The following is a 14,073-nucleotide window of genomic DNA, read 5'->3' on the forward strand; positions in this document are numbered from 1 at the left end:
GATTCCGAGCGCGTCGACACCATTCCCGGTCGACGCACCCCATCTCGACAATTGGAGTCGTGTTAGGGTTCCGCGATGCTCGGCCGAATGCTCATTCTTGCCCTCTCGGTCATCCCGAAGCACGCGATCAGTCGCGGCGCCGGATGGCTCGCCACCCGCACCGTTCCGGTCCGGTGGCGCGGCCCGGCGTACCGCACCTACAGCCGGATCTTCGGCGCTCGGCCGGAGGAGGCGGCTCTCCCCCTTGAGCAGTACCCGTCCGTCAACGCGTTCTTCACCCGTACGCTCAGGCCGGGATCACGTCCACTCGCGGCCGACGCCATTGTCTCCCCGGTCGACGCCACCGTCGGCGCATACGGCGTCATCGAGTCCGACACGCTCGTGCAGGCCAAGGGACGCAATTATTCCCTCACCGCGCTGCTCGGTGACCGCGAGTTGGCGGACAGATTCGACGGAGGCACGTACGCTACGTTCTACCTTTCGCCGAAGGACTACCACCGCATTCATTTCCCGTTGTCCGGAAAGGTCACCGCGGCCACCTACATCCCCGGTGAACTCTGGCCGGTCAACGTCGCCGCCGTGGCCAACGTGGCGAACCTCTTCGCGGTGAACGAGCGCATCGTCATCGAGGTCGACGGCGAGCGCGGCGGGCGGGTGGCGATCGTCGCCGTCGGCGCCACCATGGTGGGGATGACCCGTCTCGCCTTCGACGACCTGCACACCAACGCCCGACGGCGCGAGGTGCTCCGTCGTCGCTACGATCCGGCGCTTCCCGCGTCGGCCGGCACCGAGCTGGGGCACTTCGAGTTCGGGTCCACGGTCGTCCTGGCCTGCTCACGAGACGCCGGAACCATCGAGCCGCTGCCGGTCGGGGCGACCGTACGGATGGGCGAGCGACTCGGTGCGCCGCCCGCCGCCCCGCCCACCGACGGGTCGTGACGGCCGGCCCGGCGCGAAGAACGCCGCGAAGACCTCGGCCGGAGGCGGGAGCTGTGGCGGCGGTCAGCCGCCGGCCCGGGGGGCGCCGGTAGCCGGCGGAGGCGGTCCGGCCGGGAGGCGTAGCCGGAAGACGTTGCCGCCGCCGGGCCGGGGCGCCACCTCCACGCTGCCCTCGTGGTCGGCGACGGTCTGGGCCACGATCGCCAGGCCCAGCCCCGACCCGGGCACCGCGCGGGCGGTGGCCAGCCGGTGGAACCGGCCGAAGATCCGGTCCCGCTCGGCGGCCGGGATCGTGGCCGCCCGGTCCGCCACGCTCAGCTCCACCGCACCGCCGGGCGCACCCGTCACGGTGACCTCGACGGTCTGGGTGGGGGGTCCGAACTTCACCGCGTTGTCGAGCAGGTTCACCACCGCGCGCTCCAGCGCCGTGGGGCGTCCGACCAGCGGCGCCGGTCGGGACACGAGGGCGATGCGGGCGTACGGCGTACGGGCCCGCGCCCGGTCCACCGCCGTCTGGGCCACCTCGGCCAGGTCCGTGCGCACCGCGGTCTCCTCGACGCCGGACGAGCGGGCCAGGTCGACCAGGTCGGCCACCAGGTCGGACAGCTCGACGCTCTGCCGGTCCAGGTCGCGCAGCAGCTCTCGGCGGTCGGTCGCGCCGAGCCGCTCACCGGCGTGGATCAGCAGCTCCACATTGGTACGCATGCTCGACATGGGGGTGCGCAGTTCGTGGGCGGCGTCCTCGATCAGGTCACGCTGCGCCTGGCGGGAGCGACCCAGCGCGGTCAGCATCCGGTTGAACGCCCGGCCGAGCTGCCCCACCTCGTCGTCGCCGTCGACCCGGATCGGACGGTCCAGGTCCTGGGTGTCGGCGACCCGGGTGGCCGCCCTGGTCAGCCGGTGCACGGGCGCCAGGCCGGCCCGCGCCATCACCCGGCCGGCGAGGGCGGCGAGCATTGCCGCCCCCAGCACCAGGGCGAGCATCACCAGGGCGATCTGGCGCAGCGAGGTGTCCACGTCGCGCAGCGAACGGGCGTACTGCATCGTCGAGCCGTTCGCGCCGGGCCGCACCAGCACCCGGAACCGCCCCTGCGGCACACTGGTGCTGTAGTACGCGGCCGGGGTCCGGCCGGCGGCCACCGCCTCCTCGCGCGAGCCGAAGGGCAGCGTGGCGGTCCGTGGGCTGGCCAGCACCGTCCGCCCGTCGGCCAGTCGGGCCTGGATCTGCACGGCGGCCGGGCCGTTCAACGGGCTGGACGGGATGTCCGGGATGCTCGCCGGGTCGATGTCGGCCACCGGGCCGTGGGAGATCGCGCGCAGCTCCTGGTCGACCTGCGCGATCAGGGTCCGCCGCACCGACAGCCAGGCCAGCGCGCAGACCAGCACGGCCGTGCCGGTGACCGCCACCGTGGCGACCAGCGTGAGCCGGGCCTGCATGGACCGGCGGTGGCGCCTCATCCGTCCGCGCGGAGCACGAACCCGACCCCGCGCACGGTGTGCACCAGACGCGGGGCCCCGGTCGCCTCCAGCTTGCGCCGCAGGTAGCCGACGTAGACGTCGAGACTGTTCGAGGTGCGGTCGAGGTCGTACCCCCACACGTGCTCGAAGATCTGCCGGCGGCTCAACACCTGGCCGGCGTGGTCGAACAGCGTCTGGAGCAGGTTGAACTCGGTGCGGGTCAGCTCGACCGGGACGTCGCGCCAGCGCACCCGGCGGGAACGGCGGTCCAGCCACAGGTCGCCGACCCGGGCCGTGTCGGCGGCGCCGGTGTCGCCGGCCACCCGGCGCAGCAACGCCCGTACCCGGGCCAGCAGCTCCTGTAGGGCGAACGGCTTGACCAGGTAGTCGTCGGCGCCGGCGTCCAGGCCGGCGACCCGGTCACCGATCGCGTCGCGGGCGGTGAGCATCAACACCGGGGTGTGGTCGCCCATCACCCGCAGGCGCCGGCACGCCTCCAGGCCGTCGAGCCGGGGCATCATGACGTCCAGCACGATCAGGTCGGGGGACCCGGCGGCGGCGCGGCGCACGGCCTCCTCGCCGTCGGCGGCGACCTCGATCGCGTACCCCTCGAAGCGCAACGCCCGTTCGAGCGAGTCCCGCACGGCCTTGTCGTCGTCGGCCAACAGCACCTGGAAACGGCTTTTCACGGACCAACAATAGGAACCGGAGGTGGCGGCGGTGCCGTTTTCTTAGCCACTTCTTATGGCGCGCTAAAAGTGCTCTCACGGGTCGCCGGAAGGCTGGTCCCATGCCAGTCACCACCCCGGCCGGTCAGCCCGTCCGCGCCCGCCCCGCCCCGGACCGGGCGCCGGTGCTCGACGTGGTCATCCCGGTCCACAACGAGGAGAACGACCTCGACCCGTGCGTACGGCGGCTGCACCGGTACCTCACCGACACCTTCCCGTACGACTTCCGGATCACCGTCGCCGACAATGCCAGCGTCGACGCCACGCCCGCCGTGGCGGCCCGGCTGGCCGCCGAGTTCCCGGCCGTCGAGGTGGTCCGGCTGGAGGAGAAGGGACGTGGCCGCGCCCTGCGGGCGGTCTGGTCCCGCTCCGGGGCCGCCGTCCTGGCGTACATGGACGTGGACCTCTCCACCGACCTGGCGGCCGTGCTGCCGTTGGTCGCGCCGCTGCTGTCGGGGCACTCGGACGTGGCCATCGGCACCCGCCTGGCCCGGGGGTCGCGGGTGGTCCGCGGCCCGAAGCGGGAGGTCATCTCGCGCGGCTACAACCTGATCCTGCGCGGCACCCTCGGCGTCCGGTTCAGCGACGCGCAGTGCGGCTTCAAGGCGATCCGCGCGGACGTCGCCCAGCGTCTGCTGCCGCTGGTGCAGGACACGGCCTGGTTCTTCGACACCGAGCTGCTCGTCCTCGCCCAGCAGGCGGGGTTGCGCATCCACGAGGTGCCGGTCGACTGGGTCGACGACCCGGACAGCCGGGTGGATGTCGTCCGCACCGCCCTGGACGACCTGCGCGGCATCTGGCGGCTCGGTCGCGCCCTGGCCTCCGGTCGGCTGCCGCTGCGGCAACTGCGCCACGACCTGGGACGCAACCCGCTCGTGCGGGACGTGCCGGCCAAGCTCGGTGGGCAACTGGTCCGCTTCGCCGCGATCGGGGTGGCCTCCACGCTGGCCTACCTGCTGCTCTACGCCCTGCTGCGGCAGGGCCTGGCGGCCCAGCCCGCCAACCTGCTCGCCCTGCTGGCCACCGCGGTCGCCAACACGGCGCTCAACCGCCGGGTCACGTTCGGGGTCCGCGGTGGACGGGGCGTCGTCTCGCACCAGGCGCAGGGCCTGGTGATCTTCGCGTTGGGGCTGGGGCTCACCAGCGGCGCGCTGGCCGTGCTGGGCGCGCTCGGCGGCACCGACTCGCACCTGGTCGAGCTGGCCGTGCTGGTCGGCGCGAACCTCGCCGCCACGCTCCTGCGCTTCCTGCTCTTCCGCTCGTGGGTGTTCCGATCCGCGCGCTGACCGCCCCCACCACCGTTCCCGGGAGTACCCGTACATGTCCTCACTGACCGAATCCGCGCCGATCCGCGTCGCCGGCCCGCGTACCGTGCCTGGGCGGCTGCGTCGGCTCCTGCGCGGGCGCCCCGCCGATCCCGCCTGGGCCCGGCCGGCGCTGCTGGTCCTGCTCGCCGCCACCGCCGTGCTCTACCTCTGGGATCCGGCCGGGCGCGGCTGGGCGAACCCCTACTACGCCGGCGCGGTGCAGTCGGGCACCCAGGACGCGAAGGCGTTCTTCTTCGGCTCGGTGGACGCGGCGAACTTCATCACCGTCGACAAGCCGCCCGCGTCGCTGTGGCTGATGGCGATCTCCGGCCGGATCTTCGGCTTCACCAGTTGGAGCATGCTGCTGCCGCAGGCTCTCGCCGGGGTGGCGGCGGTGGCGCTGCTCGCCGCCACGGTGCGGCGGTGGCACGGCCCGGCCGCCGGCCTGATCGCCGGCGCGGCGCTGGCCGTCACCCCGGTGGCGGTGCTGATGTTCCGCTACAACAACCCCGACGCCCTGCTGGTCCTGCTGCTCGTGCTGGCCGCCTGGGCCACCACCCGGGCGGTGGAACAGGGCCGGATCGGCTGGCTGCTGCTCGCCGGCTCGGCCATCGGCTTCGGCTTCCTCACCAAGATGCTCCAGGCGTTCCTGGTGCTGCCGGCGCTGGCCCTGACCTACCTGGTCGCCGCGCCGGTGAGCCTGCGCCGGCGGCTGGGGCACCTGGTGGCGGGCGGGACCGCGATGACGGTGGCCGCCGGCTGGTGGGTCGCCGTCGTCGAGCTGTGGCCCGCCGCCGACCGGCCCTACGTGGGCGGCTCCGAGGACGACAGCGTGCTCGGGCTGACCCTCGGCTACAACGGCCTGGGCCGCATCCTCGGCGGCGACGGCAACGGCGCGGCCGGCGCCCAGGGCGGCGGCCCGGGGCTGCCCGCCGGCACCCCACTGCCGGCCGGCGTCGAGCTGCCGGCCGGCGGCCCGGCAGGCATGAGCGGCGCCACCGGGATCGGCCGGATGTTCGGCGACGCCATCGGGGGACAGGTGTCCTGGCTGCTGCCAGCGGCGCTGGTCGCGCTGGTGCTGGGTGTCTGGCTCAGCGGTCGCGCGCCGCGCACCGACCGGTTGCGCGCCTCGGTGCTGCTGTGGGGCGGCTGGCTGCTGGTGACCGCCGCGGTGTTCAGCTTCATGGCGGGCATCTTCCACGAGTACTACACGGTGGCGCTGGCGCCGGCGATCGCCGCGTTGGTCGGTCTCGGCGGCCGGGAGCTCTGGGTCCGCCGGGAGACGCTGTCCGCCCGGCTCGGGCTGGCCGCGATGGTCGCCGCCACCGCCGCCTGGGGGTACGTCCTGCTCGACCGGACACCCGACTGGTACCCGGCGCTGCGGTACGCACTGGCCGCGCTCGGCGTGGTGGCGGTGGTGGGGCTGCTGCCGTCCCCGCGCCGGGCGCTCCGCCTCTCCCTGGTCGGGCTGGTCGCCGCGCTGCTCACCGGTGCGCTGGGCAGCACCGCGTACGCGGTGCAGACCGCGTCGTCGGCGCGCAGCGGTCCGATTCCGACCGCCGGCCCCCGTGGCGGTGGCTTCCCGGGCGGCGCGGAGCTGACCGAGATGATGGCGCGGATGTTCCCCGGTGGCCGACTGCCGGCCGGGTTTCCCGAGCCACCGGTGGGCGGCGGGCTGCCCGGTGGTGAGGTACGCACCGACGACCCGGTGGCGAAGCTGCTGCGGGCGACCACCACCACCTGGGCGGCGGCGGTCGTCAGCAGCAGCGACGCGGCGTCGTTGCAGCTCGCCGGCGGACGGCCGGTGATGGGGCTGGGCGGCTTCACCGGCAGCGATCCGGCGCCCACGCTCACCGAGTTCCAGCGCCACGTCGCCGACGGCGACGTCCGCTACCTCGTCGCGACGGGCGGCGTGGGCGGCACGATGCCGGGCGCGGGCGGACCGATGGCCACCTCGGCCTCCGTCGCCGCGATCACCGACTGGGTGTCGTCGACGTTCGCGTCGACCACGATCGGCGGCCGGACCGTGTACGACCTGACCAAGGAGAAGAACTGATGCCCCTCGCCCGTGTCTCGGCCCGCGGCCGGCTGATCCGGCTCGCAATGGCCACGACCGCCCTCGCCTGCCTGGCGGCGACCGCGGCCTGTGGATCGGAGGACGCTGGCAGCGACGCCCCGGACGGCGGACCGGCGAGCGCCGCGCCGTTCGACCCGTCGGCGGTGCAGGGCTACCTGTCGTGCCTGTCGGAGCACGGTGTGCCGTTGCCCACGGCGATGCCGGACGGTGCCGCGTCGGGGATGCCGGGCGGAGCGCCACCCTCGCCGCCGCCGGGCGGGGCGGTGCCGTCCGGCGCCCCGGGCGGGGCCGTGCCCAAGCCGGCGGGGGTCGACGACGCGACCTGGCAGGCGGCCCAGACGGCCTGCCGCACGATGCTGCCGGGCGGCGGGTGAAGCGCACGTCACGATCCGGCCGGCGCGGACGCCCGCCTACGGCCTGATCGTCCGGGCAAGGGGAATCAGGGGCGAAGGACCCGGGCGGTCCGGGCCGCCCGCCCCCGGCGGGGACACCGGTGCGGCGGCGACGATCGGGGTACGGCCGGACGACACGACCGGCGCCGACGATCGGAGTGATCCGTATGACCGCCGTGATCGCCTCGGGCCCCCGCCCGCTCCCGGCCGCGTCCTCGGGGCGGGGCACGGCCGCCCCGTCCGCCACGACCATCGACACCCTGGTCGACAACGGGCTCCGGGCGCTCGACGACTACGCGGCCCTCGACCAGGAGCAGGTCGACCGGATCGTGGCGAAGGCCTCGGTGGCGGCGTTGGGCCGGCACGCGGAGCTGGCCCGGATGGCGGTGGCCGAGACCGGCCGGGGTGTCTTCGAGGACAAGGCCGTCAAGAACATCTTCGCGTGTGAGCACGTCACCAACCACATGGCGGGCCTGAGGACGGTCGGGGTCATCTCCCGGGACGAGATCGACGGCATCGTCGAGATCGCCGAGCCGGTCGGCGTGGTCTGCGCCGTCACCCCGGTCACCAATCCCACGTCCACGACCATCTTCAAGGCGCTGCTCGGCCTCAAGACCCGCAACCCGATGATCTTCGCGTTCCATCCCGCCGCGCAGCGGTGCAGCGCCGAGGCCGCCCGGGTGGTCCGGGACGCGGCAATCGCGGCCGGCGCGCCCGAGCACTGCGTCCAGTGGATCGAGCAGCCCTCCGTCGAGGCCACCGGCGCGCTCATGAGGCACCCCGGGGTGTCCACGATCCTGGCCACCGGCGGCAACGGCATGGTCCGGGCGGCGTACTCGTCCGGCAAGCCGGCGCTCGGCGTGGGCGCCGGCAACGTGCCGGCGTACGTGCACCGCACCGCGAAGCTGCGCCGCGCGGCGCACGACATCGTGCTGTCGAAGTCGTTCGACAACGGCATGATCTGCGCCTCCGAGCAGGCGGTGATCATCGACGCCGAGGTCTACGCGGCGATGATGGCCGAGTTCCAGCGGCTGCACGTCCACGTGGCCACGCCCGACGAGAAGCGTCGGATCGAGGAGTTGATCTTCGGCGAACCCGCCGGCGGCGACCCCACGGGCGGCGTCGACTGCGCCGGTGGGCGGCTCAACCCGCGGGTCGTCGGCCAGAGCGCGCGCTGGATCGCCGAACACGCCGGCGTGATCGTCCCGGCGGAGACGTCGGTGATCCTGGTCGAGGCGGACCACGTCGGCCCGACCGAGCCGCTCACCCGGGAGAAGCTCTGCCCCGTCCTGGCGGTGCTGCGCGCCGGGTCGACCGAGGACGGCATCCGGTACGCCGAGCAGATGGTCGAACTGAACGGCCTCGGTCACAGCGCCGTCATCCACACCGAGGACGAGCGACTCGTCGAGGAGTACGGCCGGCGGGTCAAGGCGGTGCGTGTCATCTGGAACGCGCCCGCGTCGCAGGGCGGCATCGGCGACATGTACAACGCGTTCCTGCCGTCGCTGACGTTGGGCTGCGGCAGCTACGGACGCAACTCGGTGTCGAACAACGTCTCCGCGGTCGACCTGCTCAACATCAAGCGGATCGGGCGCCGGACCAACAACCTCCAGTGGTTCAAGGTCCCGCCCAAGATCTACTTTGAGCCGAACGCCGTCCGCTACCTGGCCGACATGCCCGACGTGCACCGCGTCACCGTCGTCACCGACCACACCATGACCCGGCTGGGCTACGTCGACCGGCTGATCACCGTCCTGCAACGACGCCCCGACCGGGTGGCCCTGCAGATCATCGACGATGTCGAGCCGGAACCGAGCGTCGGCACGGTGGACCGGGGCGCGGAACTGATGCGGTCCTTCCGGCCCGACACCATCGTCGCCCTGGGCGGGGGCTCGGCCATGGACGCCGCCAAGGTGATGTGGCTGCGGTACGAGCACCCGGAGGTCGTCTTCGCCGACATGCGGGAGAAGTTCTTCGACATCCGCAAACGGGCCTTCAAGTTCCCGACGCTGGGGGAGCGGGCCCGGCTGGTCTGCATCCCCACCACCTCCGGCACCGGCGCCGAGGTGACCCCGTTCGCGGTCATCACCGACACCGCCACCGGCAAGAAGTTCCCGCTCGCCGACTACGCGCTGACGCCGAGCGTGGCGATCGTCGACCCGGTGCTCGCCGCCGACCTGCCACCCACCATCACCGCGGACAGCGGCTTCGACGCGCTGACGCACGCCACCGAGTCGTACGTGTCGGTCTACGCCAACGACTTCACCGACGGGCTCGCGTTGCAGGCCGTCAGGCTCATCTTCACCTACCTGGAGCGGGCGGTGCGCGACGGCGCGGCCGACGCCGAGGCGCGGGAGAAGATGCACAACGCGGGCACCATCGCCGGCATGGCGTTCGGCAGCGCCTTCCTCGGCATCGTGCACGCCATGTCGCACACGCTGGGCGCGACCTTCCACGTGGCGCACGGGCGGACCAACGCGATCCTGATGCCGCACGTCATCCGCTACAACGGCACGACGCCGACCAAGCTGACCGGATGGCCCAAGTACGAGCACTACCGGGCGCCGGAGCGGTTCCAGGACATCGCCCGGATGCTGGGCCTGCCGGCGGCCACCCCGGCCGAGGCGGTCGAGTCGTACGCCACCGCGGTGGAGCGGCTGCGCGACGCGGTCGGCATCGAGCCGTCCTTCCAGGCCGTCGGCGTCGACGAGGACGCCTTCCTGGCGGCGCTGCCCGAGCAGGCGCTCAACGCCTACGAGGACCAGTGCGCCCCGGCCAACCCGCGGATGCCGATGCTCGACGACATGCAGGCGCTCATGCGGGCCGCGTACTACGGCAAGGGGTGACGGCCGGACGACGGCCGGGCGTCGGCGGCGTGCTGCCGGTTCACGACGAGCAGCGCCACGGTGCAGGCGACCGGCAGGATGCCGGCGAACTCGTTGTCCAGGAGCCAGAAGACCTGCACCACGAGCAGCTCCACCATCAGGGCCACCTCGAACAGCCCGGCCGCCGGCCGGCCCCGGGTCGAGCGCCACAACCCGAGCACCCCGAGCACGAACGCGGTGGATGCGAACGCCGCGTAGACGGCGTTGGGCAGGTTGGGCTGCCGAGACAGCAGCACCAGCGGGCGACCCAGCGAGAAGAGGGTGAGCAGCGCGATCGCCGGGGCGGTCCAGCGGCGGACGAACGGGCGGCGGCAGAAGCCGGCCAGCGCCGCCCGCCACCGCTCGCGGATCCGGGTCAGCCACTCGCCGCCCGTCGCCGAGCCGGCGTAGCCGTCGGCCGTCCGCTGCGCCGCGTTGACCAGTCGTTCCCGCTCGCTCAGGGGCCGCCGCCGGACGGCGAGTCGCACCGCGACGTAGGTCGCGACGAAGACGGCGTAGATGATGGCGGCGACGGGTTCGTAGAAGTAGTTGTTGTCGGCGGTGAGGAACTTGCCGACCTCGTCGATGAACAACCCGAACCCGACTCCGGCCACGAGGGCGGCGGCGTTCTTCACCGCGCTGCCGAGGAACAGCGTGGTCATGAGCTGGGCGGCGAGCATGCCGAGGCCGCCCCACAGCACGTGCGCCACGTGCAGCCCGCCGCTGCCCACCTGGGGGTAGCCGGCCATACCCAGGAACGCCCTGGTCACCAGGATCGTGATCACCGCGGCGACGAGGAACAGCGTGAACCGGTCCGCGCCGCCCTCGTCCCGGACCAGGTGACGCGCCCACAGTCGACGGACCCGGGCCCGCGGCGGACCGGACCGCCTGTCGGGCCGCAGCGGGCCACTGGTGGACGTGGACGCGGGCCGGGTCACGTCCTCATCCTCCGCCGGTCGGCCGGCCCGGACGTCCACAGGAACCCCCGACGTCCACAGGAAACCCTCCACACCTCGCCCGGCCACTGAGGGAAATACCATACCGGATCGGCCATTGCCGGCGCCGCCCGACGACGGGGTGGTCCTCGCCCGGACCGAGGGACCGGGCGCTGCCCCGCGCCCGGGCCGCCGCCGCATGCCGTCCTCGACGATCGGTGCGCGGCGCCAAGCTGGGGATACTGACGGAGTATAGGGATCCTGCCCATGGTGAACGAGCCCTCTCGGTCGCCTTCAGGCAGGGGATTCCATGTACGCCGCAGACCCGATCAGCCCGCTCGGTGGCTCCCCACTGCTCTTTCTGCTCCTCCAGATCGGCGTGCTGCTGCTGGCCGCCACTCTGCTCGGCAAGCTGGCCGCGCGGCTCTCCTTCCCGGCCATCGTCGGCGAATTGGTGGCCGGCGTCCTGCTGGGACCGTCGTTGCTGGGGGGCGTCGCACCGGCGGCGTTCCGCTGGCTGTTTCCGCCCACCGCCGAACAGTTTCACCTGCTCGACGCCGTCGGGCAGGTCGGGTTGGTGCTGCTGGTGGCGTTCACCGGCGCGAGCCTGGATCTGCGGATGATCCGCCGACGCCATCAGACCGCGCTGCGGGTGAGTCTGCCGGGGCTGCTGATCCCGCTGGCCCTCGGCGTCACGGTGGGGGTGCTGCTTCCGCGGTCGCTGCTGTCGGAGCACGGCCAGCGGCCGGCGTTCGCGCTGTTCCTGGGTATCGCCATGGCGGTCAGCGCCATTCCGGTGATCGCGAAGACCCTGATGGACCTGCGGATGATCCACCGCAACGTCGGTCAGCTCATCCTGATGGCAGGCACGGTCGACGACCTGCTGGGCTGGCTCGGCCTGTCCGTGGTGACGGCCGTCGCGACAACGGGACTGCGCGCCGGCGACCTGGTGCTGCCGATCGCCTACCTGGCCGCCGTGGTGCTGGTCGCCGTGTTCGTCGGGCGTCCGCTGGTCGGTCGCGTGATGCGGGTCGCGAGTCGGTCGGAGGGCCAGGGCCCCGTCCTGGTCGGCGCGACCATCCTGATCGTGCTGTGCGCGGCCGGCACCCAGGCGCTGCATCTGGAGGCCATCTTCGGCGCGTTGATCGGCGGCATGTTGATCGGCAGCGCCGGGCCGGAGGTGGTGCGGCGCCTCGCCCCGCTGCGCCTGCTGGTGACCGCGGTGCTGGCGCCGCTGTTCTTCGCCACCGCCGGGCTGCGCATGGATCTCACGCTGCTGGCCGAGCCGCTGGTGCTCGGCATCGCGACGCTGCTGCTGGTGATCGCCATCGTGGGCAAGTTCAGCGGCGCGTTCCTGGGCGCGTGGCTCAGTGGCCTCAACCGCTGGGAGGCGGTCGCGCTCGGCGCGGGCATGAACGCGCGTGGCGTGATGGAGGTGGTCATCGCCATGGTCGGTGTGCAGCTGGGCGTCCTGACGACCACGATGTACACCACGATCGTCCTCATCGCGATCGTGACCTCGCTGATGAGCCCGCCACTGCTGCGCTTCGGCATGTCCCGGCTGCAGATCACCGCGGACGAGGAGATGCGGCTGCGCGCGTACGACGAGCCGGCCGGGGCACCGCCGGCGATCACCCGCCCGTGAACCGCGCGGACGCGCGGATAGTCGCCGTATAGATGAACTATCGCGCCCGCCGAAAGGCTGCCCAGGTGCCGTGCTGTCCCGCACCACCACTACGTCCGCGCCACGAGCGGAACCGTCGCGAGCAAGGGAGCGGTCTCGGATGACCACCGAAAACATCGATCAGGTCCCGTCCGTGTCCGACCTGCGCAGCGAACTGCTCCTGCGCCGGCTCGGCGGGGGCCGGACGGGCAGACGATCCGGGCTGCCCCGCGCCGACCGGGACCGGCCGCTGCGCCTGTCGTCGGGTCAGCAGCAGATGTGGTTCCTCAACCGGCTCGACCCGGACAGCCGCGAGTTCCTGGTCCCGCTCGCGTTCCGGGTCCGCGGCGTGGCCGATCGGGACGCGGTCGAGCGGGCGCTGTCCGCGCTGATCGCCCGGCACGAGATCCTGCGTACCCGCTACGTGCTCACCGGCGACGAGCCGGAGCAGGTGATCGACGCGCCGGCCCCGATCCAGGTGGCGACCGACGTGCTCACCGGGTCGGCCGACGAGCGGGAGGCGCGCTGCGCCCAGGTGCTCGCCGCCGAGGCGGCCCGGCCGTTCGACCTCGAGCGGGACTGGCCGATCCGGGCCCGGCTGGTGGCCCTCGAAGCCGACGACCACGTCCTCGCGGTGATCTTCCACCACGTGGCGTTCGACGCCTGGTCGGCGCAGGTCTTCGTGCGTGAGTTCGCCCAGCTCTACCGCGCGTTCGTCGAGCACGCCGTCCCCGACCTGCCCGACCTGCCCGTGCAGTTCGCCGACTTCGCCGCCGCCCAACACACCGCCGACGCCGAGCGGGAGACCGCCCGGCACCTGGGCTACTGGCGCGAGCAGCTCGCCGAGCTGCCGACGATCGACCTGCCCGCGGACCGGCAGCGTCCCGCCGTGCGCGAGCATGACGGCGCCGCGGTCGAGTTCGCGCTTCCCACCGCGCTCGCCGGCCAGGTGCGGCAGCTGGCTGAGCGGCTCGGCACCACCCCGTTCGTGGTCTTCCTCGCCGCGTTCCAGTTGCTGGTCTCCCGGTACACCGGCCTGACCGACGTGCCGGTCGGCACCGTCGTGTCCGGACGCAGTCGGCCGGAGCTCCAGGGACTGATCGGGTACGGCATCAACAACCTGGTGATGCGTACCCGTTGGCACGAGCGGCAGAGCTTCGCCGAACTCGTCGCGGCGGCCCGCGAGGTGCTGGCCGACGCCTACGACCACCAGAACGTGTCGTTCGCGCGGCTGGTCGACGAGCTACAGCCGGAGCGGGACATGTCGCGCAGCCCGCTCTACCAGGTCGCCCTCACCATGCACGAGCCGCGCCGCGACGCCGTGACGCTGCCGGGTGCGCGGATGTGGCCGTACCCGCTCACCGGCGGCATCGCCAAGTGCGACCTGGAGTTGCAGGTCGGCGACGCCGGCGACGGTCGGCTCGGCGGCCATCTCGTCTACGCGACCGCCCTGTTCGACGAGTCCACCGTCGAGCGCATGGCCACCCACCTGCGCAACCTGCTCGCCGCCGCGGTGGCCGACGTGGACGCGCCACTGGCGAGCCTGGACCTGCTCGACGCCGCGGAACGCGCTGTGGTGATCGGTGCACCCCGGTCGGCGGCTCCGGTCCAGTCGTGCCTGCACGAGTTGTTCGAGGAGCGGGTGCGGCGGTCGCCGGATGCGGTGGCGGTGGTGGTGGGTGGGGTGTCGTTGTCGTATGGGGAGTTGAA

The 14,073-nt window shown here is 72.9% G+C and carries 10 protein-coding genes; 7 read left to right on the plus strand and 3 right to left on the minus strand.

Going from position 1 to position 14,073, the window contains the following annotated elements:
- Positions 1-75: 75 nt before the first annotated feature.
- Positions 76-939, plus strand: coding sequence for an archaetidylserine decarboxylase (asd, locus tag ACIA6B_RS29665; protein WP_396778371.1), 864 nt, complete (start codon positions 76-78; stop codon positions 937-939).
- Positions 940-1,002: 63 nt separating this feature from the next.
- On the opposite strand, the gene ACIA6B_RS29670 is transcribed toward asd, so the two are convergent.
- Positions 1,003-2,376: an ATP-binding protein gene (locus ACIA6B_RS29670; RefSeq protein ID WP_396778372.1), complete on the minus strand. Its 1,374-nt coding sequence runs from the start codon at positions 2,374-2,376 to the stop codon at positions 1,003-1,005.
- Between the two features lie 17 nt (positions 2,377-2,393).
- Entirely contained in the window at positions 2,394-3,086 is a 693-nt protein-coding gene (locus ACIA6B_RS29675) for a response regulator transcription factor (RefSeq protein ID WP_396778374.1), read from the minus strand.
- A gap of 101 nt (positions 3,087-3,187) precedes the next feature.
- Here ACIA6B_RS29675 and ACIA6B_RS29680 point away from each other — a divergent pair, with 101 nt between their 5' ends.
- The 4 genes from ACIA6B_RS29680 to adhE all read left to right on the plus strand — a co-directional run bounded on the left by ACIA6B_RS29680 (position 3,188) and on the right by adhE (position 9,747).
- A complete protein-coding gene (locus tag ACIA6B_RS29680) occupies positions 3,188-4,411 on the plus strand; it encodes a glycosyltransferase (RefSeq protein WP_396778375.1) in 1,224 nt (407 codons plus the stop codon).
- Between the two features lie 34 nt (positions 4,412-4,445).
- Positions 4,446-6,488: an ArnT family glycosyltransferase gene (locus ACIA6B_RS29685; RefSeq protein ID WP_396778377.1), complete on the plus strand. Its 2,043-nt coding sequence runs from the start codon at positions 4,446-4,448 to the stop codon at positions 6,486-6,488.
- Complete coding sequence (locus ACIA6B_RS29690) at positions 6,488-6,883, plus strand: hypothetical protein (RefSeq protein ID WP_396778379.1); 396 nt, start codon at positions 6,488-6,490, stop codon at positions 6,881-6,883. The genes ACIA6B_RS29685 and ACIA6B_RS29690 overlap by 1 nt, the downstream gene beginning before the upstream one ends.
- A gap of 185 nt (positions 6,884-7,068) precedes the next feature.
- Entirely contained in the window at positions 7,069-9,747 is a 2,679-nt protein-coding gene (gene adhE / locus ACIA6B_RS29695; protein WP_396778380.1) for a bifunctional acetaldehyde-CoA/alcohol dehydrogenase, read from the plus strand.
- On the opposite strand, the gene ACIA6B_RS29700 is transcribed toward adhE, so the two are convergent.
- On the minus strand, positions 9,732-10,703 hold the full coding sequence (locus ACIA6B_RS29700; protein WP_396778382.1) for a hypothetical protein: 972 nt from the start codon (positions 10,701-10,703) through the stop codon (positions 9,732-9,734). The two genes, adhE and ACIA6B_RS29700, sit on opposite strands and share 16 nt — an antisense overlap.
- Before the next feature lie 307 nt (positions 10,704-11,010).
- Between ACIA6B_RS29700 and ACIA6B_RS29705 the strand changes: the two genes are divergently transcribed.
- The gene (locus ACIA6B_RS29705; protein WP_396778384.1) at positions 11,011-12,345 is read left to right on the plus strand and encodes a cation:proton antiporter; all 1,335 of its coding nucleotides are present in this window, start codon (positions 11,011-11,013) and stop codon (positions 12,343-12,345) included.
- Positions 12,346-12,484: 139 nt separating this feature from the next.
- On the plus strand, positions 12,485-14,073 hold a 1,589-nt coding region (locus ACIA6B_RS29710), incomplete at its 3' end, for a condensation domain-containing protein (protein ID WP_396778385.1).

Source organism: Micromonospora sp. NPDC051141 (assembly GCF_044455765.1).
Classification (GTDB): domain Bacteria; phylum Actinomycetota; class Actinomycetes; order Mycobacteriales; family Micromonosporaceae; genus Micromonospora.

What these genes read in the sequence shown, in the direction of transcription:
- adhE (WP_396778380.1), top strand. Translation starts at nt 7,069, where the DNA reads ATGACCGCCGTGATCGCCTCGGGCCCCCGCCCGCTCCCGGCCGCGTCC.
- ACIA6B_RS29705 (WP_396778384.1), top strand. Translation starts at nt 11,011, where the DNA reads ATGTACGCCGCAGACCCGATCAGCCCGCTCGGTGGCTCCCCACTGCTC.
- ACIA6B_RS29690 (WP_396778379.1), top strand. Translation starts at nt 6,488, where the DNA reads ATGCCCCTCGCCCGTGTCTCGGCCCGCGGCCGGCTGATCCGGCTCGCA.
- ACIA6B_RS29680 (WP_396778375.1), top strand. Translation starts at nt 3,188, where the DNA reads ATGCCAGTCACCACCCCGGCCGGTCAGCCCGTCCGCGCCCGCCCCGCC.
- asd (WP_396778371.1), top strand. Translation starts at nt 76, where the DNA reads ATGCTCGGCCGAATGCTCATTCTTGCCCTCTCGGTCATCCCGAAGCAC.
- ACIA6B_RS29685 (WP_396778377.1), top strand. Translation starts at nt 4,446, where the DNA reads ATGTCCTCACTGACCGAATCCGCGCCGATCCGCGTCGCCGGCCCGCGT.
- ACIA6B_RS29670 (WP_396778372.1), bottom strand. Translation starts at nt 2,376, where the DNA reads ATGCAGGCCCGGCTCACGCTGGTCGCCACGGTGGCGGTCACCGGCACG.